General features: G+C 57.2%; 24 protein-coding genes and 3 tRNA genes. 16 read left to right on the top strand and 11 right to left on the bottom strand.

From position 1 onward, the window contains the following. Positions 1-64: 64 nt before the first annotated feature. Positions 65-2,110 carry a BCCT family transporter gene (locus VVR27_RS01540; protein ID WP_368546758.1) on the top strand — a complete coding sequence of 682 codons (2,046 nt, stop codon included), beginning with the start codon at positions 65-67 and terminating at the stop codon, positions 2,108-2,110. 45 nt (positions 2,111-2,155) lie between these two features. Beyond that, a complete protein-coding gene (locus tag VVR27_RS01535) occupies positions 2,156-2,683 on the top strand; it encodes a histidine phosphatase family protein (RefSeq protein WP_368546757.1) in 528 nt (175 codons plus the stop codon). A 123-nt stretch (positions 2,684-2,806) separates the two neighbouring features. Here the strand turns inward: VVR27_RS01535 and VVR27_RS01530 are convergent. Together VVR27_RS01530 and VVR27_RS01525 are read right to left on the bottom strand one after the other, a co-directional pair. Then, a tRNA-Ser gene (locus VVR27_RS01530) sits at positions 2,807-2,898 on the bottom strand. 285 nt (positions 2,899-3,183) lie between these two features. Further along, a tRNA-Ser gene (locus VVR27_RS01525) sits at positions 3,184-3,271 on the bottom strand. Positions 3,272-3,382: 111 nt separating this feature from the next. Between VVR27_RS01525 and VVR27_RS01520 the strand changes: the two genes are divergently transcribed. The 4 genes from VVR27_RS01520 to VVR27_RS01505 all read left to right on the top strand — a co-directional run bounded on the left by VVR27_RS01520 (position 3,383) and on the right by VVR27_RS01505 (position 7,582). Further along, entirely contained in the window at positions 3,383-4,375 is a 993-nt protein-coding gene (locus VVR27_RS01520) for an NAD(P)H-quinone oxidoreductase (RefSeq protein WP_368546756.1), read from the top strand. A 115-nt stretch (positions 4,376-4,490) separates the two neighbouring features. Beyond that, on the top strand, positions 4,491-6,773 hold the full coding sequence (locus VVR27_RS01515) for a carbon starvation CstA family protein (RefSeq protein ID WP_409349915.1): 2,283 nt from the start codon (positions 4,491-4,493) through the stop codon (positions 6,771-6,773). Positions 6,774-6,787: 14 nt separating this feature from the next. Next, the gene (locus VVR27_RS01510; RefSeq protein ID WP_237202853.1) at positions 6,788-6,976 is read left to right on the top strand and encodes a YbdD/YjiX family protein; all 189 of its coding nucleotides are present in this window, start codon (positions 6,788-6,790) and stop codon (positions 6,974-6,976) included. Positions 6,977-7,093: 117 nt separating this feature from the next. After that, positions 7,094-7,582, top strand: a complete 489-nt coding sequence (locus VVR27_RS01505; RefSeq protein ID WP_368546755.1) for a dehydrogenase — start codon at positions 7,094-7,096, stop codon at positions 7,580-7,582. Between the two features lie 37 nt (positions 7,583-7,619). Here VVR27_RS01505 and VVR27_RS01500 read toward each other — a convergent pair whose 3' ends face one another. Together VVR27_RS01500 and VVR27_RS01495 are read right to left on the bottom strand one after the other, a co-directional pair. Beyond that, a complete protein-coding gene (locus VVR27_RS01500; RefSeq protein ID WP_368546754.1) occupies positions 7,620-8,249 on the bottom strand; it encodes a response regulator in 630 nt (209 codons plus the stop codon). After that, a complete protein-coding gene (locus VVR27_RS01495) occupies positions 8,246-9,634 on the bottom strand; it encodes a sensor histidine kinase (protein WP_368546753.1) in 1,389 nt (462 codons plus the stop codon). The genes VVR27_RS01500 and VVR27_RS01495 overlap by 4 nt, the downstream gene beginning before the upstream one ends. Before the next feature lie 176 nt (positions 9,635-9,810). On the opposite strand from VVR27_RS01495, the gene VVR27_RS01490 reads away from it, so the two are divergent. The 4 genes from VVR27_RS01490 (at position 9,811) to VVR27_RS01475 (ending at position 12,906) form a co-directional block, all read left to right on the top strand. Further along, entirely contained in the window at positions 9,811-10,908 is a 1,098-nt protein-coding gene (locus VVR27_RS01490) for an ABC transporter permease (RefSeq protein WP_368546752.1), read from the top strand. Between the two features lie 47 nt (positions 10,909-10,955). Then, positions 10,956-11,702 (top strand): ABC transporter ATP-binding protein, encoded by a 747-nt coding sequence (locus VVR27_RS01485; protein WP_368546751.1) that lies wholly within the window; start codon positions 10,956-10,958, stop codon positions 11,700-11,702. Between the two features lie 82 nt (positions 11,703-11,784). After that, the gene (locus VVR27_RS01480; RefSeq protein WP_368546750.1) at positions 11,785-12,639 is read left to right on the top strand and encodes a CoA ester lyase; all 855 of its coding nucleotides are present in this window, start codon (positions 11,785-11,787) and stop codon (positions 12,637-12,639) included. A gap of 30 nt (positions 12,640-12,669) precedes the next feature. Then, complete coding sequence (locus tag VVR27_RS01475; protein WP_368546749.1) at positions 12,670-12,906, top strand: hypothetical protein; 237 nt, start codon at positions 12,670-12,672, stop codon at positions 12,904-12,906. Between the two features lie 51 nt (positions 12,907-12,957). On the opposite strand, the gene VVR27_RS01470 is transcribed toward VVR27_RS01475, so the two are convergent. Then, positions 12,958-13,032: transfer RNA gene (locus VVR27_RS01470), tRNA-Thr, on the bottom strand. A gap of 144 nt (positions 13,033-13,176) precedes the next feature. On the opposite strand from VVR27_RS01470, the gene VVR27_RS01465 reads away from it, so the two are divergent. The 4 genes from VVR27_RS01465 to VVR27_RS01450 all read left to right on the top strand — a co-directional run bounded on the left by VVR27_RS01465 (position 13,177) and on the right by VVR27_RS01450 (position 17,971). Then, positions 13,177-14,310, top strand: a complete 1,134-nt coding sequence (locus VVR27_RS01465; protein WP_368546748.1) for a histidinol-phosphate transaminase — start codon at positions 13,177-13,179, stop codon at positions 14,308-14,310. Between the two features lie 145 nt (positions 14,311-14,455). Beyond that, positions 14,456-15,628, top strand: a complete 1,173-nt coding sequence (locus VVR27_RS01460; protein ID WP_368546747.1) for a thiamine pyrophosphate-dependent enzyme — start codon at positions 14,456-14,458, stop codon at positions 15,626-15,628. A gap of 4 nt (positions 15,629-15,632) precedes the next feature. Then, positions 15,633-16,622, top strand: coding sequence for an alpha-ketoacid dehydrogenase subunit beta (locus VVR27_RS01455; RefSeq protein ID WP_346872536.1), 990 nt, complete (start codon positions 15,633-15,635; stop codon positions 16,620-16,622). A 17-nt stretch (positions 16,623-16,639) separates the two neighbouring features. Beyond that, positions 16,640-17,971 carry a dihydrolipoamide acetyltransferase family protein gene (locus VVR27_RS01450; RefSeq protein ID WP_368546746.1) on the top strand — a complete coding sequence of 444 codons (1,332 nt, stop codon included), beginning with the start codon at positions 16,640-16,642 and terminating at the stop codon, positions 17,969-17,971. A 548-nt stretch (positions 17,972-18,519) separates the two neighbouring features. Here the strand turns inward: VVR27_RS01450 and VVR27_RS01445 are convergent. From VVR27_RS01445 to VVR27_RS01420, 6 genes are all read right to left on the bottom strand, one after another. After that, positions 18,520-19,536 carry a hypothetical protein gene (locus VVR27_RS01445; RefSeq protein WP_368546745.1) on the bottom strand — a complete coding sequence of 339 codons (1,017 nt, stop codon included), beginning with the start codon at positions 19,534-19,536 and terminating at the stop codon, positions 18,520-18,522. Further along, entirely contained in the window at positions 19,526-20,749 is a 1,224-nt protein-coding gene (locus VVR27_RS01440) for a sensor histidine kinase (RefSeq protein ID WP_368546744.1), read from the bottom strand. Before VVR27_RS01440 ends, VVR27_RS01445 begins: the two co-directional genes overlap by 11 nt. Positions 20,750-20,913: 164 nt before the next feature. Then, complete coding sequence (locus VVR27_RS01435) at positions 20,914-21,627, bottom strand: response regulator transcription factor (RefSeq protein ID WP_346872532.1); 714 nt, start codon at positions 21,625-21,627, stop codon at positions 20,914-20,916. 182 nt (positions 21,628-21,809) lie between these two features. Further along, complete coding sequence (locus VVR27_RS01430) at positions 21,810-22,631, bottom strand: hypothetical protein (protein ID WP_368546743.1); 822 nt, start codon at positions 22,629-22,631, stop codon at positions 21,810-21,812. A 44-nt stretch (positions 22,632-22,675) separates the two neighbouring features. After that, complete coding sequence (locus VVR27_RS01425) at positions 22,676-23,317, bottom strand: sugar O-acetyltransferase (protein ID WP_368546742.1); 642 nt, start codon at positions 23,315-23,317, stop codon at positions 22,676-22,678. Beyond that, positions 23,310-23,465 (bottom strand): hypothetical protein, encoded by a 156-nt coding sequence (locus VVR27_RS01420; RefSeq protein WP_346872529.1) that lies wholly within the window; start codon positions 23,463-23,465, stop codon positions 23,310-23,312. The genes VVR27_RS01425 and VVR27_RS01420 overlap by 8 nt, the downstream gene beginning before the upstream one ends. 46 nt (positions 23,466-23,511) lie before the next feature. On the opposite strand from VVR27_RS01420, the gene VVR27_RS01415 reads away from it, so the two are divergent. Together VVR27_RS01415 and VVR27_RS01410 are read left to right on the top strand one after the other, a co-directional pair. After that, on the top strand, positions 23,512-25,236 hold the full coding sequence (locus VVR27_RS01415; protein ID WP_368546741.1) for a long-chain-fatty-acid--CoA ligase: 1,725 nt from the start codon (positions 23,512-23,514) through the stop codon (positions 25,234-25,236). Between the two features lie 264 nt (positions 25,237-25,500). Continuing rightward, on the top strand, positions 25,501-26,364 hold the full coding sequence (locus VVR27_RS01410; RefSeq protein WP_368546740.1) for a MetQ/NlpA family ABC transporter substrate-binding protein: 864 nt from the start codon (positions 25,501-25,503) through the stop codon (positions 26,362-26,364). Positions 26,365-26,400: the final 36 nt, after the last annotated feature.

The raw sequence follows: 26,400 nt of genomic DNA, 5'->3' as shown, positions 1-26,400 counted from the left end.
ATTCTTGGCCCAAAGAGTAGTACAGTCGATAAGTCAGCAAACTTATAATTAACGGAGCACGTGTATGGACGCCCAGCACCCCAAACCCGCGCATAAAGATCTCACGGTAGAGCCCATTATCTCACCTACCTCAGATAAGGGCCCCACCTTCTCTTACAACAATCCCGCCACGGGAAAGCTACGGCAGGTTGCCCCCGCAGGTTCGCAGAAGGCAAAGGAAACCGCCAAAAAACGCACCACCCCACAGATTTTTCGCGACGTTATTTACCCGCATAACATTCACCCCGCCCTGGTGCCCGGTATTTCTGTTGAAGAGCAGAAAATCAAGTACGGGGTTGATAAGCCCATTCTGGCAACGGTGGGTGCCCTGATCATCGGATTTGTTATTTGGGGTGTTCTGGCACCTGCTCAGGTGCTGGAAACATCAACCACAGCACTCACCTGGGTCATGAGCAACCTGGGCTGGATTTTTACCTCCCTGGCCGCCGGTCTCATGGTGCTGCTACTTCTCATCGCTTTTTCTCGCTACGGCAAAATACCGTTGGGCGTGGACGGTGAGAAAGCTGAGTTCTCAACAGCGTCCTGGGCCTCTATGCTCTTCGGTGCTGGGATCGGTATCGGCATTATTTTCTTCGGCCCCTATGAGCCCCTGACCTACTACCTCTCACCGCGGCCCGGTGCCTATGATCCCGCTACTGCTGAAGCGATTACCGGTGCCATGGCCCAGGCCGCCCTGCACTGGGGTGTTAATGCTTGGGCCATCTACGCCATCGTAGGTCTAGCAGTCGCCTATGCCTCCTACCGCCGAGGGCGTGTGCCGCTCATGAGCGCCATCCTTGAACCGCTGTTCGGCAATAAGAGCGGATCCTTTGGTTCACGCCTCATTGATGGCATGGCTATTATCGCCACCCTCTTTGGCACCGCAGCCTCCCTGGGCATCGGTGCGCTGCAGATCGCCCACGGTACCAAGCTGGTCACTGGCTGGAGCGCCACCACCAATAACGTTGCCCTCATCATTATCGTGGTGCTGACTGTGGGTACCATCCTTTCTGCGGTATCCGGTGTCTCCAAGGGCATCCGCTGGCTCTCCAATATCAACATGGGCCTTGCCGTGCTTCTCGCGGTTTTCGTGTTTATTGCCGGCCCCACCGCCTTTTTGATGAACATCATTCCCGCCACCATTATCGAATACGTTGGCACCATGCCTGACGCACTTTCTGCCAACATGGCAGAGAGCGAAGAAATGCAAGCTTTCCTCTCATCGTGGACCACCTTTTACTGGGCTTGGTGGGTCAGCTGGGCGCCCTTCGTCGGCGTGTTCGTTGCCAAGATTTCGCGCGGACGCACCATCCGCCAGTTCATCTTGGGCGTGCTCTTCATCCCCTCCACCATCATCGTGCTTGCCTTCACCATTATGGGCGGCACCGCCATCTGGATGCAGCGAGAAAGTAACGCGATTGCCCCCGATGGCACTGCGGCAACTATCCCACCGGCCCAAGAAATCTTCTTCGTGGTGCTGGATCAATTGCCCGGTGCGTCCATCATTGCTCCCGTGGTCATTGTGATGCTGGCAATCTTCTTCATCACTACCGCTGACTCTGCTTCGCTCGTGAACTCTCAGCTCTCCCAGCGCGGCAACCCCTCACCGAAACGCCGTATCACCACCTTCTGGGCCCTCTGTATGGCGGGTATCGCCGTGGTTATTCTGATGACCGGCAGCGAAAATGCTCTGCAGGGCCTGCAGAACCTAATCACGGTTACAGCTCTGCCTTTCTCGATTATTCTCATCCTGATCTGCATCGCCTTCCTCAAAGAGCTACGCACCGACCCCATGGCTATCCGCCAGAAGTTCGCCGCAGTCGCTGTTGAAAACGCAGTGCACCAGGGAGTGAGCGAGCATGGGGATAACTTCGCGCTCAAGGTTGAGAAAACTCAGCCCACCAGTGACTACGCCACCGGTGCTGATTTTGATTCAACTGCTAGTGAAGTAACTGACTGGTATGTACGCCGCGATGAAGAGGGCAACGAGGTGGACTACGACTACAAGACGGGTGAATACACCGGGGAAATCCCCATTGTTGAAGCCCCCAATAGCCCCAAGAATAGCTAGGTGCTCTCGCGCCGCCTGCCCTGCCGGCGCGTTACACTGGGGGTTATGAGCGAGTTTTCCCTACCGCGTCACGACGCTAAAACACTGATCATTATGCGCCACGCTGAGGCTGACTGGGGGTTGGACGATTTCAACCGCCCCCTGACCCGGCGCGGACATGCGCAAGCATTGAGCGCAGGGCAGTGGCTGGTGCAGCAGGGCTTCGTGCCCGAGATGTTAGTGAGCTCAGCGGCTTTGCGCACCCGCCAGACCACCACCTGGGTTTCTGAAGCACTGGGGGAGAAAGCCCCCACCGCTAGCTTGGATGAGCGGCTTTATAACGCCCCGTCATCCGCTCTGCTCTCAACCATCAATCGAGCGCCGCAGGGGGTTCAGGCGCTCATGCTGGTGGCACACTTACCCGGTGTGCAGGACGCTGCCTTAGAACTTGCGCGCCCCGATTCTGACTATGAGGCCCTCATGGATGCCTCCCACGGTTTCTCTCCATCATCGGTAGCTGTTTTTGATGTTTTTGGCGACTGGTCAGAACTCACAACCGCTGCCGCCTTCCTCAAAGCCTTCAAAGCCTTCTAATCGGCTGCTCAGTCTCTCACTAAATACCGCCACTAAATACCGCGGGGAAAAAAGACCTTGCCCCGGCACAGAAAAACCCCGTCTAACCTAGATTTCACTAGGTCAGACGGGGTTTTTTCTGATTGGCGGAGACGGGGGGATTTGAACCCCCGGTCGAGTTTAATCCCGACCCTTCATTAGCAGTGAAGTCCATTCGGCCGCTCTGGCACGTCTCCATGTAGCGTGCGCATCCAGCTCGTCAACGTTGCTTTCAGCATCACAGCTCCCCCAATACTAGCCGCAAAAGGAGCAAGGGTCAAAACGTTGCGCGTTATGTGGCGTCTTCGCCTGGGCTATAGGGCTGAGTATATTTGCACAGAAATCAGCAGTCATCCGGTGACTAGTACCGGGGCAAGGTGTGAACATTTTTTCTGAACATTACTTCGTGATCTGCCGGCCCTGTGTGATCCCAGGGGGGCATACAAAAAGCCCCGCTTCTTTCGAAGCGGGGCTTTAGTTTGCGGATGGTGTGGGATTTGAACCCACGAGACGGGGTTGCCGCCTACTGGTTTTCAAGACCAGCTCCTTCGGCCGCTCGGACAACCATCCAGCGTGCTGAGCACTCAAACAATACTACACACCCAGCATAACTTTGCAAAACATAACCGGTGTGTGCTCACTCTCGTTAGAGTGGGGGTAAGAGAAAACTAAGGAGCAAGCATGCGTGCAATACGGGAAATAAACCACGGTGGGCCAGAGGTTCTGGTAGTGAGTGACGCACCCCAGCCCGCTGCTGGGCAGGGGCAGGTGGTGCTCAAGGTTGCTGCTAGCGGCATTAACCGGGCCGACGTCATGCAGCGCCGAGGGTTCTATCCACCCCCACCGGGCGAAAGCGATATCTACGGACTAGAGGTGTCAGGCACCGTGGTTGAAGTGGGTCACGGGGTTCCGGAAGAACTGCTGGGCCAAGAGCGGGTAGCACTGCTGGCTTCCGGGGGCTATGCCGAATATGTTGCCGTGCGCTACGACCATACCCTGCCGGTACCCAAGGGTGTCAGCCTGGTAGAAGCCGCTGGCTTGCCGGAGGTTGCAGCCACCGTCTACTCCAACCTGGTGACAGTCTGCGGTGTGAGCGAGAGCGCTGACGATAACGTCGGGCGCACCCTGTTGATTCACGGCGGGACCGGGGGGATTGGCTCCCACGCTATCCAACTGGCGCAAGCTCTAGGGTTGCGGGTTCTAGCAACTGCTGGCAGCGACAAAAAGTGCGATCGCATCAAGCAGCTAGGTGCTGAGCCCATCAACTACCGCACCCAAAACTTCCGCGAAACGGCACTAGAGCTTACTGAGGGCAGGGGAGCGGATGTCATCTTGGACGTGGTAGGCGGCTCTTACCTGGACGATAACCTCAAGACCCTGGCTGTAGACGGTTCGCTGGTGATTATTGGCCTGCAAGGTGGGAATAAAGGGAATGTTAATCTGGGCTACATGCTCTCCCGGCGACTCAGCGTCCATGCCACCTCTCTGCGTACGCGTAGCTCGGCGGATAAGGCCGCTATCGTTGCTGGTGTAGGTCGAGTCACCTGGCCCCTGCTGGAAAGCGGGGTCATTTCACCCCACCTGGACCGTACCTTTTCCCTTGATGACGCGGCAGCTGCCCACACCTACTTTGACTCTGGGGAGCATGCCGGCAAAATCCTGCTGGTGCCCTAAAGGTCAGAGCCGAGGAAACTCTTTGTCATACACGGCTTAAATATGGAGAAAAATGTGAGACAGGTCTAATGTGTGAGTACGCACATCATTCTCGGTCACACACCGGGCACACAGTATGGAGATTCTTGTGGAAGTCCACTCCCCATCGACTATTGATAACGAGCGGCCGGCGGCCTACGTCGATTCCGAAAAACTAGAAACAGATCATGTTACGTGGACGCCCAAGAAAATAGCCATTTGGTCAGTTATCGCTATTATTGGTGCGGTCAGCTGGTCCATGATCGCTATCTTCCGCGGCGAAACTGTGAACGCCATTTGGTTTGTTTTCGCAGCGGTCTGTAGCTACCTGATAGGTTACCGTTTTTACGCCCGCTTCATTGAAGCCAAACTGACTCAGCCCGACGACCGCCGCGCAACCCCAGCGGAATACGACGCGGACGGTAAGGACTACGCGGCCACTGACCGCCGGGTGCTCTACGGCCACCACTTCGCAGCTATCGCGGGCGCTGGCCCCCTGGTTGGCCCCGTGCTGGCAGCGCAGATGGGCTTTTTGCCGGGCACTATCTGGATTATTGTGGGCGTTATTTTCGCCGGTGCTGTTCAGGACTACCTGGTTCTCTTCTTCTCCATGCGCCGCGGCGGACGTTCCCTGGGTCAGATGGCTAAGGAAGAACTAGGAACCGTTGGTGGTTACGCCGCTATTCTGGCAACCCTCGCCATCATGATCATCATTACCGCCATCCTGGCCCTGGTCGTGGTGAACGCACTGGGCGAATCGCCCTGGGGTGTTTTCTCCGTGGGTATGACCATCCCCATCGCGCTTTTCATGGGTGTTTACCTGCGCTACATCCGCCCCGGTAAAGTCGGCGAAATCTCTATCCTTGGCTTTATTTTGCTCATGGCAGCCATCATCGGTGGTGGTATGGTGAGCAACACCGAATGGGGCGTGCAGTATCTCACGCTGGACCGCGTCACCCTGGCCTGGGCGGTCATCATCTACGGCTTTATTGCCGCCGTTCTGCCGGTCTGGTTGCTGCTAGCACCCCGTGACTACCTTTCCACCTTCATGAAGGTGGGCACCATCATCCTGTTAGCAGTCGGCATCATCGTGGTCCGCCCCGAAATCACCGTTCCCGCGGTCAGCGAATTCGCCTCCCGCGCTGACGGCCCGGTGTGGTCAGGCTCCCTCTTCCCCTTCCTCTTCGTCACTATCGCCTGTGGCGCCCTGTCAGGCTTCCACGCTCTCATCGCATCGGGCACCACCCCCAAGATGGTTGAAAAAGAACGCCAGACCCGTTTCATCGGTTACGGTGGCATGCTTATGGAGTCCTTCGTGGCCATCATGGCGCTGGTTGCAGCCGTTACCATCGACCGCGGTATCTACTTCGCCATGAACTCGGCAGCCGGCGTTACCGGCGGTACCGTTGAATCGGCTGCGCTCTTCGTCAACTCACTGGGGCTGACCGGGGTGCACGTTACCCCCGAAATCCTGCAGTCCACTGCAGATGCCGTGGGTGAGCAGTCCATTGTTTCGCGTACCGGTGGTGCCCCCACCCTGGCGGTGGGCATGGCGCTGATTCTGAACAAGATGATTCCCTGGTTCGAACTCACCAGCTTCTGGTATCACTTCGCGATTATGTTTGAAGCTCTCTTCATCCTGACCGCTGTGGACGCCGGCACCCGCGTGGCTCGCTTCATGCTCTCAGATACCCTGGGCAACTTCTTCCCTAAGTTCAAGGATCACAACTGGCGTGCCGGTGCCTGGATTACCACCGCCGTGATGGTTGCTGGCTGGGGTAGCATTCTGATCCTTGGTGTTACTGACCCTCTAGGTGGCATCAACACCTTCTACCCGCTCTTCGGTATCGCTAACCAGCTACTAGCTGCGGTCGCTCTGGCGGTCTGCCTGGCTATCGCTGCTAACAAGGGTAAGTTCAAGTACCTCTGGATTATCGCCGTGCCACTGGTCTTTGACCTGGTCGTCACCGTGGTTGGCTCCTACCAGAAGATCTTCTCATCTAACCCAGCCGTGGGCTACTGGGCTAACCACTTCCGCTACAAAGATGCGATTGCCGCAGGCGAGACCTCACTGGGTGCCGCTGCAACCCCCGAAGCCATGGACGCGGTTGTTCGCAACACCTTCGTGCAGGGCTCCCTCTCCATCCTCTTCGTCGTGCTGACCCTGATCGTGGTGACTACCGCTCTAATTGAGGTACTCAAGGCGAAGAATGGGCATACCCAGGAGAGTAAGGAGAACCCCTACATCGAATCCAAGATCTACGCACCGGCCGGCATGCTGGCTACAGCTCCCGAGAAGGAACTTGAGCAGGAATGGAAGAGATTCTACGCCAAGTACCCCGATCAAATCTCGGGCTCAGCCGGGCACCGTGAGCACTAGCGAAGCAGGTGAATATGTCACTGCGTGATTTTTTCTCCCGAGCGCGCTGGCTAGCTAACGGTGTGCTGGGTGCTGACAAGTACCAAAAGTATCTGGCTCACCACCGTGCCACCGGCTGTGAGCACCCGCCCATGACCGAACGCGAGTTCTGGCGTGATCACACCGACCGCATGGAAAAGAACCCGGGTACTCGCTGCTGCTAGGGTGCACAAAGAAGTCTGCCGGAGGTGCCTAAAGGGCAGCTCCGGCAGTTTTCTTAGGGTAACCTAAGAAGACACCTGTGAAGACACCTGTTGAGGGACGACGAGAGGAGCTGTGCCTTGGGGATTAAAGATTTTCTGCAGTCACGCCGCGATGACGCCGAGCTCGGCACCGGCCTCTGGCGCAGAGCCCATGACTGCTTTGTGCGCGGGCTAGACCGTTTTCACCAAATCCTTGAGCGCATGCCCGCTACCGATACCCTCGAACACCTCATCCCGGTTGCTAACGACCTGGCAGACCTATTGCCCCGGGTGCGATCTGTTGCGGCACAAGCTCAGAACATCGCACCCAGTAACGGTACCGATGTACCGGCGTCCCCTACCGGGGTTTATTCAGACCTGCACCGCTCTCTTTCTAAGGCGGGTAACTCCCTGGCGCTCTGCGCTGAAGCTCTAGCCATGACACGGTGCGCGGGCACCTGCGAGCAAAGCTGTGACCGTGAAACCGTGGTCTCCCGCAGGGTGCAGACCGTGGTTCAGCATATTGAAACAGCAGAAGAATTACTGGGCCGGGCACTAGCTGAAAAGGCAGAGCTGGCCTCTGCCTAACCCAATTACTGCTGGAGCTCCGGGAAAGGGGCCCGGCCTAGAGCAGGTTCTCAGCGCGGGCAGTAGCCACAGCGGCCGTGCGGTTATCGACGCCCAGCTTGGAGTAAATATGCACCAGGTGGGTTTTAACCGTTGATTCAGAGATAAAGAGCCGTTGCGCCATCTCACGATTGGTTGCCCCCGTTGCCAGCAGCGTAAGAATCTCGGTTTCCCTCTGGGAAAGGGTAATCACCGGCCGGTGCATACGGTCCATGAGAGTAGCTGCGATATCGGGGGAGAGGGTGCGACGGCCTTCTGCTGTTGCCACTACTGCAGCCTGCACTTGCTCGGGCGGGGCGTCCTTCAGCAGGTAGCCCAGCGCCCCCGCCTCAACAGCTGCCACAATATTGGTCTGGGTATCAAAGGTGGTGAGAACCAGCACCGGGGTGCGGAACTGCTCGGTGATAGAACGGGTAGCGATGATGCCGTCCACCGGCTTCATCTGTAGGTCCATGACTACGGCATCCAACGGGTGCCCCCGCTCTGCAAAACGGGCTACTTCAGCCAGCGCTGCACCGCCGTCTGCTGCCTCAGCGACCACCGTGATGTTCTCAAATTCCTCAAACATGGCTCGCAGTCCTGCCCGTACTACGGGATGGTCATCAACCAATAAAACACGTATGGTCATGCTTTCTCCTGAAGGTATAAAGGAAAGGAGACGGTGAGGGCAGTGCCTCCGGTGCCGCTTTCGAGTTCAAGGGAGCCACCCAGTGCCTGCACCCGGTTGTGCATGGCGGTTAAGCCGAAGCCGGTATGGCCTTCTGTTGATGGGGTGCGGCTCTCAGCAGCTCCGGGGTCAAAGCCCCGCCCATTATCCAGTACATCTAGAATAACTTTCTCAGGCCACAGCGTCAGCGTCAGCGCGCTTCGGGTTGCCTGCGAATGCGCGACCACGTTAGCCAAAGCACCCTGAGCACACCGCATCACCGCAGCCGCCACCTGCGAAGGGAGCTGCCGGGCGGCGTCCTCGTTACCCTCAAAGGTGAAGGTGCAGACAAAGTGCTCAGCGCCCGGCTGGCTCTTGCCCAGCGCTCGCCGGGACTCGGCTGTGGTGGTAGCTAGCCGTTGCAGAGCAGAGACGAGGGAATCGTCCAGGGCGGGGGAGGACAAATCTTTGATGAAACGGCGTGCCTCCGCTAGGTTCTCTGACGCGCTGGCGCTAATGATGCTCAGCTGCTCGGAGGCCCGCGCCCGGTCTCCCTCCTGCAGGGAGCGCTCTGCCGCCCGTGATACCAGCACGATGGAAGACAGCCCCTGGGCTAGGGTGTCATGAATTTCTCGTGCCAGACGCTCACGCTCTTCTACCTTGCCAGCACTGTACTGTTGCTGCACCAGCTGCGCCTGAACCGCCCGTAGCCGCTCTGCTAGGCGGTACTGGTGGGCGGCGTCCTCCCGCAGAGCGCGGTAGGTAAAAGAAATGACGATAGCAAGCAGAGCGCCCAAGGTGGGTCCGATTAGGTAGCCCGGGGCAACACCATCATGAAGCACCGCGCTCAGCCCAAAACCGGCAGGGCCCACCAAAGGCAGAGCCACCGCTAGGCAACAGAGCAGAAGCGTGGCCAATACACTCCTGACCGGGCGCAAGAGGTGCAAATAAAGAAACATGATGGGGAAAACAACCCAGGTGAAAGAACTGCTCAGCAGCATTAATACCAGCCAGAGCAGGGTAATGCAGCCCAACCAGAGAGCCACCGGCAGGGGTGTACCGGTCTGTTCAGGCCGGTAGGGGGCGGACGCCTTGGCACGGCTAAAGACCTGGTGCAGGGTAGAGGGCAGACCCAGGCGATTCTCAAAGACGGTGCCCCACAGGTAGATCCCGCCCAGAGCTAGGGAAAGCACCGCTACCGCGGTGTGCCTGGCCGTTGCGGCTTCAGATAATAGGGCAGCTACCGTGCCAAAAAGTACCAGGAAGGCAAACATTACGTGCAGGCTGATACGCAGCACCATCAGCACCGTCACCGTCTGCACACTCTGGCCGGTGGGCAGAGTCTTAGGCTCCCGCTTACTGCGCATTTATCTCCCCAAGGTAATAGTCAGCACCAGTCTACTCAGGGGTACAAGCTGCTCCCCGGCCGCGCACATCGTCCAAACGGTTGATAAAAAGCTCAACCCTTACCCCGATGTGCAACCTACCCCCTGCCCGGTTGAATGGTAATAGATCAGAAAACCGTGACACGAAAGGCAGAACAATGTTTGTAGGCTGGCGAGACATCCTCTTTGCTAAAGGCAGGTTCACCCTCATCGGGGCTACCGTAGCCCTCATAACCCTCCTGCTGGTCATGCTGACCGGGCTGACCGGCGGGCTAGGTAACCAGAACACCGACGCTCTTGAAAAAATCCCCGCTGACACCCTGGTTTTTGCGCCCTCCAATGAGGGTGGCGCCGCGTCCTTCACCGACTCACAAATCACCGCCGGGTTGCTGAATCAGTGGCAGAGCGCAGAGGGCATGACCTCTGCTGAGCCCTTGGGCGTGAGCACCGGCAGGCTTGAAGCCGGCTCAGCGGTGTCCATGACCCTTTTCTCGCTACCAGAAGGTTCAGCAACCGTGGGTGAGGTTTCACCCCTGCGCGAAGGCTCCCTGCCTGCTGACGGCGAAATCCTGCTCCCCGCCACCACCGCCCAGGACGCCGGGGCGCAGGTGGGCGATACTGTCACCTTCAGCGGCACCGACCTGGTGGTCTCCGGTATCGCTGAAGACACCTTCTACTCCCACACCCTGACCGGCTGGGCAACCACCGCCACCTGGCAGAACCTCACCCACCAGCGCACCCTAGAGGGCGATGAAGCGGTTGTGGGCACCGTGATGCTGGCAGAAGGCAGCGCCGACGTTGAAGCACTTGCCTCAGAAACCGGCACTCAGGCGATTACACCCCGCGAATCCTTTAACGCTCTGCCCGCTTACACCTCAGAACGAGGCTCCCTGCTCACCATGCAGGGCTTCCTCTACGGCATCTCAGCTCTGGTGATTATCTCCTTCCTGACCGTCTGGACGATCCAGCGCACCCGTGACATCGCCGTCATGCGCGCCCTAGGCGCTTCTCAAGGCTTCCTCACTAAAGACGCTTTGACACAGACCGCTGTCATCTTGGCAGCAGGTGTAGCTTTCGGCGCTCTCACCGGCTTTGGGCTAGGTGCCTTGGCGGCGAACGCCGTGCCCTTCCAGCTCACCGCCCTGACCGTCCTGGCACCCGCAGCAGGTATCTGGGCACTAGGCATGGCAGGCTCCCTCTTCGCCCTGCGAAAGGTAGCCAAGGTAGACCCCATGATTGCACTGGGCGGCAACTAACCCCGCGCTCTGACCCGATGACCCCGCTTCCCGAAAGGCCAACCACCATGACTGCGACCCTTATCGCTCCCACCCAGACTGTTACTCCCACCGACAGCGTGCTAGAACTGCGCGACATCGTCCTGGAATACCCAGACGGAGTGGACGCTGACGGCAACCCCACCGTCATGCGCGCCCTAGACAGAGTAAGCCTGACCGCCCACCGCGGTACGCTGACCGCCGTGACCGGGGCCTCCGGCTCCGGTAAATCCTCCCTGCTCTCGGTAGCAGCCGGGCTGATTACCCCCACCAGCGGCGCCCGCATTATTCAGGGCAACCGCACCGAAAATTACAGTGACCGCCAACTGGCCGAGCTTCGCCGCACCACCGTCGGCTTCATCTTCCAGCAGCCCAACCTACTGGCCTCCCTCACCGCCGCTGAACAGCTCGAGCTGGTGGCGCGCATTAGCGGCGCTCGCGGTGCTGACCTCAAAGTAGCTCGCCAGCGGGCAACCGAGCTTCTTGAACTGGTGGGGCTCGGTGCTGAAAAGGGCCGTAAGATGCATCAGCTTTCAGGCGGTCAGCGTCAGCGTGTCAATATTGCCCGCGCCCTCATGAACACCCCAGCCCTGCTCCTTGCCGATGAGCCCACCAGCGCCCTGGACGCCGAGCGCTCCGCCTCTATCGTGGAACTGCTGGCACAGATCACCCTCGAATTCAACACTGCCACCTTGCTTATTACCCACGACGGGGACCAATTGGCTCACGCTGACCGAACGGTGCACATGACCGATGGGTGCCTTACAGACGCCTAGAGATAGCTCACGTGTCAGCCCCCCGATAGGGTGAGCAAGGTAGAATGAGTCGCAGTCAAAGAAACCATAACAAGGACTTTTTGTGATTAACTTTCACCGCAACGAACGTGCCGCCTCCCTGCCCGCCCGCCTCTCCCGCTCCTGGCTTTTGGTCAGCGCAGCAGCAACCGAAGAGGTGATCGCTCAAGCCCTTGAATCTGAGGCTGACTCAGTGCTTATCGACCTTGAAGATGGCTGCCCTGCAGATCAAAAGGACGCGGCGCGCGAGCGCGTGGTCGCCGTGCTCAATGGGGGAGCAGCTAGCGCTTGGGTTCGTATCAACGGTATTGAGAGTGATCACTGGGCTAAGGACCTTGAAGCCTTGAACAATGCAGCCGGCCTCAAAGGTGTCATGCTGGCTATGACAGAGCACCCCGACCACGTGACCCGCACCGCCATGATGCTCCCTGCCGGCACCCCCGTTATTGCTCTCATTGAAACCGCCCTGGGTATGGTGAACGTTGTGCGCATCGCCAAGGCACCTGGCACCTTTCGCCTGGCTTTCGGGCAGGGTGACTACCGCCGTGACACCGGTGTCTCAGATGACCCCATCGCTCTGGCTTTTGCCCGCTCCCAGATGGTGCTGGCATCCCGCGTGGGTGGCCTTGCTGGCCCCATTGATGGCCCCTCGGTCGGTAAGTACGGGTCAGACCTCATCAAGGATTGTGCGGTAACCACCAGCCACGGAATGACCGGTAAGCTGACCCTTGACCCAGCCCAGACCGAAATCATCAATCTGGGTTTGGCGCCCAGCTCCGATGAAATCGCTTGGGCACGGGAACTGCTGCAAAAGAGCGAGGGGGACTCAGTGCCTAAGGACGGCTCCTACCTGCCCCGCCTGGCACGTGCCCGCAAGGTATCCTCCCTGGCCAAGACCTACGGCCTGTGGCGTAGCTAGATTGTTGGTTAGACGACGAAAGGGACATGGGTGAAAGATTATTTTCGATTTGAGAGCAGAAGGACACCTTCGGGTGGCTTTTCCCGCGGTTTTATAGCCCTCTTTGCGTTCCTGCTGATTCCCTCACTGGCCCTGTGGTTCTTCTACCGCTGGCTCTTTGCCTCAGACACTATATTCCTGGTGCCCATTTTTCTAGCGGTGATGACCGCCTGGGTCTGGGCCTACCTCATCGGCTACGGCTCCGAGGTTCACCTAGACGAGGACTAAGTGAGTTAAAGATAAGACCCGTTCCGCAGTAACGGAACGGGTCTTATGTTCTGGAGCCCCCAGTCGGATTTGAACCGACGACCTTTTCTTTACGAGGGAAATGCTCTACCCCTGAGCTATGGAGGCCTGTTGGTGCTGAACGACAGCGCGAACGAAAGAAAACTTTACCAGAGGCCGCGCGGGTTCACCACCTGCTGACCCTGCACTGGTTACCAAGCTAACGGCGTCCACCACCCAGCGGCAAAAGTGAGGGGCACTACAATGGTGGGTATGACTACTTCACAGCGTTCCGGGCTTAACCCTCGCCCGGTCTTCTCTCAACTTCCCCAGTACGCAGCGGGCAAACCCCCGGTACCGGTGGAAGGGCTAACCCAGTTTAAGCTTTCGTCCAACGAGAACCCTTTTGGGCCGGTGGAGCCGGTGGCCCGGGTGCTCGCTGAATTTAACACCGTGCACCGCTACCCCGACCCGCTCTCTACTGCCCTGCGCACCCGCTTGGGCGAGCATTTGGGGGTGGACGCTGATGACATCGTGACCGGTGCCGGCAGCCTGGGTGCCCTGAATCAGATCCTGGCAACATTCGCCGGGAGCCACGATGATGGCGTTCAGGACGAGGTCATTTACGCCTGGCGTTCTTTTGAGGCTTACCCCATCTGTGTGGGGTTAGCAGGTGCTAAGAGCGTGCAGGTGCCCAATCTGCCCAACGGTGCCCACGACCTGGACGCCATGGCGGCGGCGGTTACCCCTCAGACTCGCGTCATCCTGGTCTGCACCCCCAACAACCCTACGGGCCCGGCAGTGACTGAGAATCAAGTCCGGGATTTCCTGGCCAAAGTGCCCAGCGACGTATTGGTCGTTATTGATGAGGCCTACTTTGAGTTCTGCGCAGCCAGCGATATTCCCGAGGGGCAGGAGCCCCCGGTCAATGGCCTCGACGTTCTCCCTGACTATGAAAACGTCATTATTTTGCGCACCTTCTCTAAGGCACAGGGGCTCGCAGGGCTGCGGGTTGGCTACTCCATCTCCCACCCCACTATCACCCAGTACCTGCGTGTGGGCGCCACTCCTTTTGCGGTGACCTCTATCGCTGAGCAGGCTGCCGTTGCTTCCATCGATCACAACGACGCCGTCATGCAGCGGGTAGCCCACCTGGTCGAGCAACGTGAAAAGGTGGTTACCCAGCTAACTAACTTAGGCTACTGGGTGCCCGAGACCCGCGCTAACTTCATCTGGTTGCCTCTGGGTGAACACTCGGCTGCCTTCGCTGAGCTGGCTGAACGCAACGCCCTGTCGGTGCGCGCGTTTGCCGGTGAGGGCGTGCGTGTCTCTATTGGCGAAGATGAGGCCAATGACCGTTTTCTAGCGCTCGCGGAGCAGTTCGAACACCGCACCAGCGCACCCTAACCCCCTTTACCTCGGGCCCGCGCCAGCTGAGATTTTGCCCATTATTTGCATATTTTCACTAAAAATTGCAAAAACTGGGCAGAATGACGGTGGCGCGGGCGTAGTCTTAATAGGTACACCACCCCGGTTATCACGCGGAGATTCTATGCCACAAGCAAACACCCCTGCCACCCCCTGGGGTACACCTGACCTCGTACAACTCATGGATGAGACCGGCACCGTCAGAGCCCACCCCACGTTCAGCCCCTATGCTGATGAACTGACTAGCACCGATCTCAAAGAGATGTACCGGACCATGGTGCTCACCCGCCGGTTCGACGACGAAATGACGGCTTTACAGCGCCAAGGTCAGCTGGCTCTCTGGGTGCCTTCCCGTGGGCAGGAAGCCGCTCAGGTGGCGTCCGCCCGGGCTTTAGCACCTAACGACCACATCTTCCCCTCCTACCGCGATCACGGCGCTCTGCTGGAACGCGGCATCGAACCCTCCGAAATTACTCCGCTCTTCCGCGGGAGCACAACGCTGGGCTGGGACCCAAAAAAGCACAACGTGCACCCCTACACTCTGGTGCTGGCCGCTCAGGTGCTGCACGCTACCGGTTACGCCATGGGTCTGAACATAGACGCTGAGATTGAGGCGGAGACGGGCGAAAAGCAGACCGGTCAGGGTCAGGCGACAGACCCCAACCAGGACGCCGTGAAGCCGGCCGTGGCGGTCTACTTCGGTGACGGTTCATCCACCGAGGGCGATGTGCATGAGTCTATGGTCTTTGCCGCCAGCTATAACGCCCCGGTTCTATTCTTTGTGCAGAACAACGGCTGGGCTATCTCGGTTCCCTTTGAAACCCAGTCCCGAGTGCCTCTGGCTACCCGTGCAGCTGGCTACGGTTTTGAAGGTCTGCGCGTGGACGGCAACGACGTCCTCTCGGTCTACGCTGCTACCCGTTACGCCATGGATAAGCTACGTGCGGGGGAGGGGCCAGTTATGATTGAGGCTCAAACCTATCGCTTAGGCCCCCACACCACCGCCGATGACCCCACCAAGTACCGCCCGCAAGACCATGAGGCAATCTACACTCCTCTTGACCCTCTTCCCAGGTTAGAAGCCTACCTGCGGTCACGCGGGGTCGAAGAGAGCTTCTTTGAAGAGATCGAAGCAGCGGCCAAGCAGGGTGGGCAAACTGTGCGCGACTACGTGCTGAACAGCAAACCCGAAGACTTTGAGACCTACCTTGACCGGGTTTACGTTGAACCCCACCAGCAGGTAGAGGACGACCGCGCCTTCTACCGTGCCTACACTGCAGGTTTTGAAGAGGAATAAAACCGTGACTGAACAGACTCAAGAAACCCTTACCCTCGCCAAGTCCATTACCCGTGCTATGCACGATGAAATGACCGCCAACCGCAAGGTGCTCATCCTGGGTGAAGACATCGGCAAGTTGGGCGGGGTGTACCGCGTCACCGAGGGGCTCCAGGCAACCTTTGGTGAGAACCGCGTGCTGGATACCCCCCTGGGCGAAGCAGGCATCATCGGTACCTCTATCGGTATGGCCCTGCGCGGCTACCGACCGGTGGCAGAAATTCAGTTTGACGGCTTTGTCTTCCCCGGCTTCAACCAAATCACCAGTCAGCTGGCCAAAATGCACGGTCGCACCCTGGGTCAGTACACCGTCCCTGTCACCGTGCGCATTCCCTATGGGGGCATGATCGGCTCTATCGAGCACCACTCAGAGTCACCCGAAGCCCTCTTCACCCACACCCCGGGCCTACGCGTGGTGACCCCCTCCAACCCGCACGATGCTTACTGGATGCTACGCAAGTCCATTGCCCACCCAGACCCGGTGATCTACTTCGAACCTAAGCGCCGCTACTGGTCCAAGGGAGAAGTAGACTTCACCGACACCGGCTTTGATCCCTTCAAAGCCCAGGTGGTGCGCGAAGGCACTGACCTCACCCTGGTTGCCTATGGGCCCCTAGTTCCGGTTGCGCTAGCCGCAGCTAAGGCAGCAGAAGAGGACGGCCGGAGCATCGAGGTCATTGACCTGCGTTCCCTTTCACCCCTGGACTTTCCCACCATTATTGCCTCGGTAGAGAAAACCGGGCGCCTGGTGGTAACCCACGAAGCTCCGGTTTTTGGTGGCATCGGCTCCGATATCGCATCGACCATTTCAGAGCGCTGCTTCTTCCACCTAGAAGCGCCCGTGCTGCGGGTGGGTGGTTTCCACATGCCCTACCCGGTCTCCCGCGTCGAAGAAGAATACGTGCCAGGCATTGACCGTATGCTCGATGCCGTCGACCGCTCCTTTGCCTACTAGAAACGAAAGGTTAAACCGTGTCCCAAATTTTTAACCTCCCCGATGTAGGCGAAGGCCTCACCGAAGCAGAAATCCTCAGCTGGAAGGTCGCAGTCGGCGATACAGTGGCGGTCAATGACGTCCTCGTTGAAATTGAGACCGCCAAATCAGTGGTTGAGTTGCCCTCACCCTATGCCGGTAGGGTAGAGAAACTCATGGCAGAAGAAGGGCAGACCGTAGAGGTAGAGAGCCCTATTATCGCTATCTCTGCAGGGGACGCAGCCCCTGAGCAGAACGCTACCCCGGCTACCACTGAATCTGCTTCTCGCGACGCCAAGGGCGCTGGCGCGCAGCAGGCGGCACTGGTGGGCTCTGGCCCCAAGGCTGACTCGGTGAAGCGCCGCGCTCGTAAGCGCCCTGAGCCCGTCTCTGCTGAGCCCGCGGCATCCTTCCCGCTACCGTCTAAGCATGTTGCTTCCCATGCCCTGGCTAAACCGCCGGTTCGTAAGGCCGCCCAAGACATGGGCATCAATTTGCACGATGTTCTACCCACCGGTGCGCAAGGGCAGGTCACCAAGAAAGACCTTCTCAACTACGCCGCACATATGGCTCTGCCTCAGGCCACTCAGCCGGGAGCAAGCCCCAGCAGTTTCTGGCAGGCAACAGAAATCAGCGATGATCGGATTGAGCGTATCCCCGTTAAGGGCGTGCGTAAGGCGACCGCTGCTGCCATGGTCAAGTCTTCCTTCAGTGCACCGCACGTTTCCATCTTCGTAGATGTGGACGCTTCACGCACCATGGAGTTCGTCAAGAGACTCAAGAAGTCACCCCAGTTTGAAGGCATCAGGGTAACTCCGCTGCTCATCTTAGCCAAAGCCGTCATCTGGGCTGCTGCCCGCAACCCTCAGGTCAACGCGACCTGGACGGACAGCGAAATTCAGATCAAGCACTTCATGAACCTGGGTATCGCTGCAGCTACCCCTCGCGGTCTGATGGTGCCCAACATCAAAAATGCCCACGAACTGAACCTAAGGGAGTTGGCTATAGCACTCAACGATCTCACCGCGCGCGCGCGCGAGGGCAAAACTCAGCCGGCAGAGATGTCTAACGGCACCATGACTATTACCAACATTGGTTCCTTGGGCATCGACACCGGAACACCGATTATCAACCCGGGTGAAGCTGCCATTATTGCCTTCGGCACTATTAAAGAGAAGCCCTGGGTAGTGAGCGGTGAGGTCATCCCGCGTTGGGTCACCACTCTGGGTGGGTCCTTCGACCACCGTATTCTGGACGGAGATCTCTCTGCCCGCTTCCTGGCCGATGTTGCTTCTATTTTGGAAGAACCGGCTCTCCTCCTAGACATGTAGGGAATGAAGCCTGGGGCCGGGGCAAACCGGCACAAAAAAGACCCAGTCTGCGTAAAGCAGACTGGGTCTTTCGGTGCCACCTATGAGCTTAAGTAAGGCGTTACAGGAAGAAGCCTGTAAAGCCTTGCTCAAGGGAAAGAGGTGGGACCGTGGCAAGGTGTGAAGAGTGTTAAGAATCCCGCATCATCTCCCTAGAAATGCGGGAGGTAGGATCAAACCTACCAGCAATCTTCACAAGATACCTGGTTGGGTTATCGGGTGGGTAACGCTCCGGGTCAGTCCCCCAACGTCGCCGGTGCTTTGAGTCCCCCGACTCAATACCACCCATAAACCAATTTCATCATATCCCACTTATTGAATCTCTATTTGTCATCATTTGTGATGACAATAGTTTCTTTTACAAGTTTAGACGCCCGGACAACCCGCGGAAAACCCGCGGAAAACCCGCGGAAAATCAAGGTTATAGAAAAGCAGGGGTGTTGCTTATAAGAGTTTTCTGAGGGGCAAAGTGACGAAATTTTATTTATGCGGAAACTAAAAAGGCGTGTCTAGAAACGTTCGATGTCACCTGTTTGGGAGATCTCGATGGCGCTTGGTTCATCGTCCTCAGAGTTACCATCGTGCACTAGCATGACGGCACACGGGTCATCACTGGGGAAGGCCCGGATGGTGATGGTTCCACTTGAAGCACTCTCAAACAGGTCCACGGCGCAGTGGGTGAGTGCAGAGGCCACTCTGCTAGGAAGGCTGGAGCCGCGTTCGTCCAAGATATCGACTTTGACTCCACGCTGGCGTGCAAGCCACGCTACATCCAGAATCTGTCGATTAACGATATATCTCCCGCGAATCGTATCGCGTAGCTGAGCTTCAGCGAACCTAAAACTGTTCATCTCGTCGTGTGTTACCGGGCTTTGGTTATAGGCGATGCGGTAGAGCATGTCTTCGGTGAGCACTCGAACTTCTTGAACGCGCTGGGACGACACCGCTCCTATGCCGGTCTCTTCAGCGCGGTCAGCATCAGCGATAATTCGCATACCGCGTGCCTGCTGGGTCTTAGAATTTGCCTGCTCAATTTGCCGAGGGACAATCATGGCGATCAGCATCAGTAAGACGGGAATAATAAACTCGGTAGCCAGCGTGAGCCGGGAATCGAAGTAGCGGGTATGCTTGCTCAGAACCAGGACGCTGAAACCGACGAAGAAAAGCCACCCATAGAAACTGCGGCGCCGTAAAATGAGCCCCAAAGCTAGTGCCGTGTAGGCCATCAGCGGCCAGGAAAGACTCAAGAACGTCAGGCAGTGACTGATAGCGGTCAGGGTCATCTTCACGCTGGAAAGCCCCAGTACCACGACGAGTGGGGGGAGATACTCAGGAAGTTCTAGTCGGTGGGTGGGAAGAAAAATAGGGCAGATCGCCAGGGTGTAGGCTCCTAGGATGGTCCCCCAATGCGGAGCTGTAATGACCGTGTAAAAGTTATACCAGATAGCGAAGGCAGTGATGATGAGTAAGCTGCCCGCAACAAAGACCTTCAACAGCACGCTGGAGTGGTAATACTTAGCCAGCATTGGATTCCTCATTGGGCCACTGCACCACAACCGTGGTTCCCTTATTTGGCGCTGAATTGATAGTGACCTTGCCACCGGCTTCTTCCATGCTGCGTAGCATTGATACCCTCACACCCAACCGGTGAAAATCTAGGTCACTCATCGAAAAACCTTGACCCTTATCTGTGATGGTGCAGAGAATATAGGGGCGCACTTCATCGGATCGGGTGGACCTAAAAGGGCGCCTCATCTCGGTGCGAATACTGATAATGGTGGTGCGAGTTCCTGAATGGCGGGCTGAATTAGACACTGCCTCGGTCACTGCATAGGTGAAGGCTCTGGCGGTAGCGTAGGGCATTGTTGAGTCAGGGGACGCTTGGGGGTGCTTCCCCATGACATCCGGCACGAACCTTAAGCGCTGGTTCCACGGTTCCACCCCTTCCGCTATTTGCTCGGTGAGTTGCTGGAAGGTGATGGGCTGCTGAGGCGGGAGCTTAAGAGTTTCTTCTTCAAGCACAGTGATTGCGCGGCGGGCTAGAAGGCGGGTGCGCTGAGGCAGTTCACCTAAGTTCCGGCTGGCATCGAGCAGAGCGGCCATGACGTTATCGTGAACCAGTTTGTCAAAGTCCTGTAGGTCTTTGGCGTAATCCCTTGACCGATTGAGCAAAAGCTGGGCCGAGAGAGTTTCGTAGTAGGTTTTGTCTGATTCCCTCACAGCGTTGAGAGCAAAGCGAGCAAACCCGGCGAGCAGTGCACAAAAGAACCCTAGAAAGGCTACGCGGCTGGTGAGACCTGCGTAATCTAGGGGGGCGCCGGTGAGCCAGTGGGCGGCGAAGGAACTGGCAATGAGAGACGAGGGAATGGCGAAGTTGTGAAGATAACTGCCTCGAGAGGTCTCTTCAAAGGCAGGAACAAGCATGGCGTAGGTCCCGAAAAGCCAGGACCAGGGGATAGCCGATAGTTGGGCTCCTTCGCTAAAGGGCCAGGTTATATAGGCGCCGTAGGCAATAATCAGCATAAAACTCACCGCTTTAGCGCTAATTTCTTTGCGCACTCCATTGAAAATCAGGAGGGCACCATGAGCTAGGGTGACAGGGATGAAGAAGAGATACCAGTAAGAGTCTCGCCCGTACGCCCCTGAGATATTCGCTAAGGATTGGAAGACCAGGGCGGTAGCGATCAGAGCATAGATAATTTCTAGGGAGCAGTAGAGCCCGAAAGAACTAGGCCCCATGAGACTTTGCTGGTCAGAGATTAGTGACAGGGGCTTGAGAAAGAAGGAACGTATGCGCTCGACTCGGGATGGCTGAAGAGCGCGGGTTAAATCCCGAGAAGCACCACCGGTAGAGGTAGACAGGGCGTTTCCTTGCTGTAGGGAGGGCGGGAGTGGGTGGTGCCTTAAAGGTACCGCTGGGCGCTCTCAGTATCTTCCATAGAATCAACCAAACCATCTTCGATAGCACGGATGCGCAAATCAATCTTGGTGGGGGCGGGCCGGCCTACACGGGCGTACTTTTCGCGGATACGGTCAATGTTGGTTTTTACAGCAGACTGCTTAATGCCCATGCGGCGGGCTACCTGAACCTGGGCAAAACCGGAAGCGTAGAGACGCAAGGTTTCCTGCTCGCGGGGGGAGAGGCTGGCCCGGGAGAACTCTGGATCACCATCGATAGCTGCTGCTAGTTCTTTGGTCACCACGGCTTTACCGTCGGCAATATTTTTTGCTTCAGCCAGAGCATGCTCCAACGGCTCGGACTTTCGAACCAGTCCTAAAGCACCTGCTTTCAACGCTTCACGAATCAAGCAGGGGTTCTCACCAATGCTAAAGATAAGAACTTTGATGCCAGCGCGCTGAAGGATGTCTACGTTCTCGCTGGGACGTGAACGATCCTGTAGAGAAAGGTCAAGAAGCACGACATCGCAGTCCCTTTTGAGTTTACCCAAATCAGCCGACGACGGGTCATGAAGGTTCCTGCCCAGAGCTACCAGAAGGTCAGAGGCGGTGGGAGCTGCAGCCACTAGTTCAATTTCGCTGGCTCCGGATGCGACCGCTCGCATGCCCTCACGGACAACCTCGTGATCATCTACAATTCCTACCCGTACTACGCTCATACTTACCTACTTCGTTTGTGGCGTGCCTGTGACAGCCTCACCCCTAGCCTCGCCGTGTATTGGTGTCACTAGGGCCATCTTCTATTCTTTACTCTTGAAATACTTTACAGGCAAAAATAGCGGCGACCCGTTTGGGAACTATAGTGTGAAGGGTCGGTGTCCCCTAGGGCACCATTTATGACTTATTCGCTCCAGCTATTCTCTAATTTGCGGTGGTAGGATGTGCCCATAAAGGCCCCTAGCAAGGCTGCGAAGAAAGCGAGGGCCAGCACACTGAGTAGGGTGAGTAGCCCAGGTGCAAAGTCTCGCTCCATAAAAAGATGGCCGGCGAAAGACGGCTGCACATCTACGTTTGCTAGGGATGCTAGCCAAGCGATGGCTGAGCCCAGCAGCATGCCCAGCAAGGTCATCATCAGTACCCCTAGAGCTTGTTTCGCCGGAGCTACCACGCTCATACGTGCAGCTGCATAGCCTGCTACAAGGAAAGCAAATATGTAGCAGATCCCAAGGAAGATGGCCCAGGGAAGGGCTGTCGATCTAGCATCGGCGTTGAAAAGGTCGAGAGCTACGAGGGTTGGGGTGTCATAGCTTTTCAGCCCAGCTGCCACTAAAAGAGGGGCTGCCAACTGAAAGAGCAGGGTAAGCATGCCGTGCGCAATGAGAGCACCCAGGAAAGCGGGGATGAACTGAACTCTTCGGTAGGGGGTCAGCTTGCCTTTGCGACGGGCTGGCGCCTCGACCGTGCTGTAGGCTGCCCTCTGAGCTGGGCCCGAACTCCGCACCTCGGTAGGGGCAGCAGGTGCAGAGTACTCCGCAGCAGAAGGGGCAAGTTCGGGTTGATAACGCACCGCTGACACCGATGAATCGGTAGCTTGCGGGCTGCTTGCGTTAGCACCCTGCTCTGATGAGTAGGGTGGGAGCACCCGGGTGGGATCAGCGTCGTTGAATACTGCCTCCCAGTCGCCGGAACTGTTAGGGGAGGGACGGCTAGAATCTTGGGACACCCTCGAGACTCCTTTTGCTAGATAGGTTGAGGATACAGGAAGGACTAAGCGAGGCTCAGAGCCTGCGGGCTATATTGATGGTTGGGGTCGGTAGGGCGCTCATCCTCAGCCACATACCGCACCACCTCAGCGGGGTTACCCACCGCTACGGCGTTGGCTGGGATATCTTTAGACACCACGGCTCCAGCGCCAATCACAGCGTTCTCACCGATGGTGACTCCAGGGAGGATAATCGCGCCTCCGCCGATCCAGACGTTGCGGCCTACAGTGATGGGTAAACCACCCTCCCACAGTGCCTTACGATCTACCGGGTTAAGGGGGTGGGTGGGTGTCAGAAACTGAACATTAGGCCCAACGAGCACACCATCATCAAAAGTAATGGGGGCTACGTCCAAAAAGATACAACCAAAATTGAAGAAGCAACCAGCTCCGATGTGGGTATTGACGCCGTAATCGAAAGAGACAGCGGGGCGAATCATTGACCCCTCGCCCAGGGACCCCACCATCTCATTAAGTGTTTCAGTCATCGTGGGATCTGAGGCGTAGTATTGCTGAGCGTAGACCTGAGTTAGCTGAGTTACTCTCATATGAAGGTCTACGCACTCATCATCGGGCCGGTAAGCATAACCCGCCGTCATCTGTTCAAAGACGCTTTTGCCTTCTCGTTTTTGTTGCCAATTAACCATTGGGGCCTCCCCACAGAGCAAGAGCGCCGATGATGAGTAGACCCGCCATAATCACAATGAGACCGGCAATAATCATGCGCTTGTTAATTTCACGCATCAGCTCCCTAAACTCCTCGGGGCTGATGTCTTCTTTTCGTCTACGAGCCATACCCCCAGTATGTCAGTAATAAAGGTGCTGTGGCACAATCGTGTGTATGCAAACAGTCGAAAATTCATACCAGAGCAACGATTTTCCGCTCGCCCACCGACCCTGGCAAAAGAACTACAGCCTCGGCACCCCCGGCAATGTAGAATTACCAGAGACATCCCTCAGCCACCTGATGGCAGATGCAGTGCGTGAGCACCCCCAGAAGATTGCCCTAGAATTTTTCGGCGCCACCACCACCTACGGTGAACTGGGAGAGAAAGTTTTGCGGGTAGCTGAGGGCCTACGCAAAGCCGGTATCCAACACGGGGACCGGGTGGCCGTCGTCCTCCCTAACTGCCCGCAACATATGGTCGCTTTTTACGCCATCATGCGTCTGGGTGCTGTGGTGGTCGAGCATAATCCCCTCTACACCGCTGCTGAGCTGCGCCACATGTTCGAAGACCACGGCGCTAAGGCAGCTATTGTCTGGGACAAAATCGCAGATAACGTCACCTCTCTGCCCAGCGATATCCGGCCCAAGCACATCTTCGCGGTCAACATGATTGAAGAGATGCCGCGTCTAATGCGTACCGCCCTGAAATTGCCGGTAGGTAAGCTCAAAGCCTCCCGCGAGAAGCTGGAGGGCGTAGCTAAGGGTACAACTCCCTGGCGCCAGTTGCTCAAAAACGAGCCTGTTGCCGCTGACCACCACCGCCCCACCGCCCACGACTTGGCCCTGCTGCAATACACCTCAGGTACCACGGGCTTGCCCAAGGGGGTTATGCTCACCCACCGCAACCTGGAGTCCAACGGACGCATGGGCGAAGCCTACATTCAGCCCCAGGGCGGCGACGTTATCTATGCGGTACTCCCGCTCTTCCACGCCTACGGTATGACTTTGGGCCAGACGGTAGCCGCTGTCTGCCACGCCCGTGTGGTGCTCTTTCCCACCGTCGACATGGATCTCATTTTCAGGGCAATGAAGAAAACACCGCCCACCATCTTGCCCGCGGTGCCGCCGGTCTACCGCCGTATTCTAGATGAAGCCAAGAAACGCGGCGTCTCTCTGCGCGGCATCCGCACGTCAGTTTCAGGAGCCATGCACCTGCCCACCGATTTGGTTGCTGAATGGGAAGAAGCTACCGGTGGCATGCTGGTGGAAGGCTACGGTCTGACTGAATGCGCCCCCTTAGTTTCCTGCAACCCGCTCAACGACAGCCGCCGTGCCGGTTCCATCGGCATACCCTTCCCTTCCACTGACATCCGGGTGGTAGACCCCGACACCCTTGAGGACGTCCCCCACGGTGAGGAAGGCGAACTTTGGGTGCGCGGTCCGCAGGTCTTCAAGGGCTACTGGAAGCGCGCCGAAGATACTAGTAATACCCTGGTTGAAGGTGGCTGGCTTCGCACCGGGGATATTGTGAAACTCGATGAGGATTACTTCATCCAAATCGTTGACCGTATCAAAGAAGTCATTATTACTGGCGGCTTCAATGTTTCACCGACCGAGGTTGAAAATGTACTCAAACAGCATGACTCGGTGGCTGACTGCGCTGTGGTGGGCCTGCCCGATGCCTCTGGCGGAGAAACCGTAACCGCGGCCATTATTCCTACTGAGGGCTACGCTATTGAACCCGAAGAACTCAAAGAGCACTGCCGTGCCCGCCTCACCCGTTACAAGGTGCCCCGTAATTACTACGAGGTCGAGGATCTACCTCGCTCTATGTTGGGGAAGACACTGCGCCGCAAGGTGCGCGAAAACATCGAAGCACGGCTGGGTGGAAAACACTAGATATGACTTCAGGGCTACCGCGGCTGACCATCGTGCACAACCACTAAATGTTACCTTGTGTTACTAGGTAACTTTATGTTGCGCACTAAGGCGTGAAATAGACCGCAAAAGCAGGTCACATAGGGGTGCGGTAGCTCTCTAATGGTCTAATGGAAAAGACGCCGCAGTAGCGGCGGACATTAGGGACCACCTCAGCACCTTGAAGACATTAGAGGCTGAGCGTGACCGCACCTCATATACTTCCCAGCAGAAAGATTCATAGCCGTGAAGAAATTTGTTGCCTCTTTGGCTCTCGTACCCCTAGCATTCGGTCTTGCAGCCTGCGGCTCATCTGACTCAGCATCATCTAGCGACGAAACGGTTCGCATCGGTGTAGTCGGTTCCAGTGATTCCAACAAGAAACTGGTCGAAGTTGCTGCTGAAGAGGGCATTAATGTAGAACTCGTTGAGTTCAGTGACTACACCCAGCCCAACCCTGCCCTCAATGCCGGGGATATCGACATGAACTGGTTCCAGCACATTGCCTACCTCTCTGACTACAACGTCAAGAACGATGACAACCTGCAAATCGTTGGCCCCACCGTCATCTACCCCATGGCCATGTTCTCCACCACCCACAGCTCAATTAGCGATCTGCCTGACGGCGCCGAGGTTGCAATCCCCAATGACACTGTCAATGAGGCCCGCGCCCTGAAACTGTTGGAAGCTAACGGCCTGGTTAGCTTCACCAGCGAAGTGGATACCCCCACCATTGACGATGTAGACTCAGCTGCGTCCAAGGTCAAGGTCACCCCGGTTGACGCTACTCAGACCGTGATTTCAATGGAATCGGTCGATGCTTCAGTGATCAATAACGACTTCCTCATGGATGCGGGTCTTGACCCCAAGAACGCGCTGGCTCAGGATGACCCCGCCAACGAGAGCGCCCGCCCCTACGTCAACCTCTTCGTAGCTCAGGCTGATGAGGCTGATAATGAGACCTACAAGAAAATTGTTGAAATCTTCCACACCGATGCTGTGCTGCAGGCTGTGCAAGAAGAGACTCAGGGTACCGCTGTTGAGGTAGATATCGACCTCGAAGAGCTGCGCTCAACTCTGGCAACTCTCGAAGACAAGCTACGCGGCTAAAACGCCCCGAGTCTGTCGCTTTGAGTTAGCTCGCGC

The organism is Rothia sp. LK2492 (assembly GCF_040946345.1).
Classification (GTDB): Bacteria; Actinomycetota; Actinomycetes; order Actinomycetales; family Micrococcaceae; genus Rothia; species Rothia endophytica.
The sequence above is the reverse complement of the archived record's forward strand: the minus strand, read 5'-3'. Positions and strand labels throughout refer to the sequence as shown.

Bases quoted from the DNA above. Each gene is read 5' to 3' on its own strand.
- VVR27_RS01540 (WP_368546758.1), top strand. From the start codon at position 65: ATGGACGCCCAGCACCCCAAACCCGCGCATAAAGATCTCACGGTAGAG.
- VVR27_RS01535 (WP_368546757.1), top strand. From the start codon at position 2,156: ATGAGCGAGTTTTCCCTACCGCGTCACGACGCTAAAACACTGATCATT.
- VVR27_RS01520 (WP_368546756.1), top strand. From the start codon at position 3,383: ATGCGTGCAATACGGGAAATAAACCACGGTGGGCCAGAGGTTCTGGTA.
- VVR27_RS01515 (WP_409349915.1), top strand. From the start codon at position 4,491: ATGGAGATTCTTGTGGAAGTCCACTCCCCATCGACTATTGATAACGAG.
- VVR27_RS01510 (WP_237202853.1), top strand. From the start codon at position 6,788: ATGTCACTGCGTGATTTTTTCTCCCGAGCGCGCTGGCTAGCTAACGGT.
- VVR27_RS01500 (WP_368546754.1), bottom strand. From the start codon at position 8,249: ATGACCATACGTGTTTTATTGGTTGATGACCATCCCGTAGTACGGGCA.
- VVR27_RS01495 (WP_368546753.1), bottom strand. From the start codon at position 9,634: ATGCGCAGTAAGCGGGAGCCTAAGACTCTGCCCACCGGCCAGAGTGTG.
- VVR27_RS01490 (WP_368546752.1), top strand. From the start codon at position 9,811: ATGTTTGTAGGCTGGCGAGACATCCTCTTTGCTAAAGGCAGGTTCACC.
- VVR27_RS01485 (WP_368546751.1), top strand. From the start codon at position 10,956: ATGACTGCGACCCTTATCGCTCCCACCCAGACTGTTACTCCCACCGAC.
- VVR27_RS01465 (WP_368546748.1), top strand. From the start codon at position 13,177: ATGACTACTTCACAGCGTTCCGGGCTTAACCCTCGCCCGGTCTTCTCT.
- VVR27_RS01460 (WP_368546747.1), top strand. From the start codon at position 14,456: ATGCCACAAGCAAACACCCCTGCCACCCCCTGGGGTACACCTGACCTC.
- VVR27_RS01445 (WP_368546745.1), bottom strand. From the start codon at position 19,536: ATGCTGGCTAAGTATTACCACTCCAGCGTGCTGTTGAAGGTCTTTGTT.
- VVR27_RS01440 (WP_368546744.1), bottom strand. From the start codon at position 20,749: ATGGGGCCTAGTTCTTTCGGGCTCTACTGCTCCCTAGAAATTATCTAT.
- VVR27_RS01435 (WP_346872532.1), bottom strand. From the start codon at position 21,627: ATGAGCGTAGTACGGGTAGGAATTGTAGATGATCACGAGGTTGTCCGT.
- VVR27_RS01425 (WP_368546742.1), bottom strand. From the start codon at position 23,317: ATGGTTAATTGGCAACAAAAACGAGAAGGCAAAAGCGTCTTTGAACAG.
- VVR27_RS01420 (WP_346872529.1), bottom strand. From the start codon at position 23,465: ATGGCTCGTAGACGAAAAGAAGACATCAGCCCCGAGGAGTTTAGGGAG.
- VVR27_RS01415 (WP_368546741.1), top strand. From the start codon at position 23,512: ATGCAAACAGTCGAAAATTCATACCAGAGCAACGATTTTCCGCTCGCC.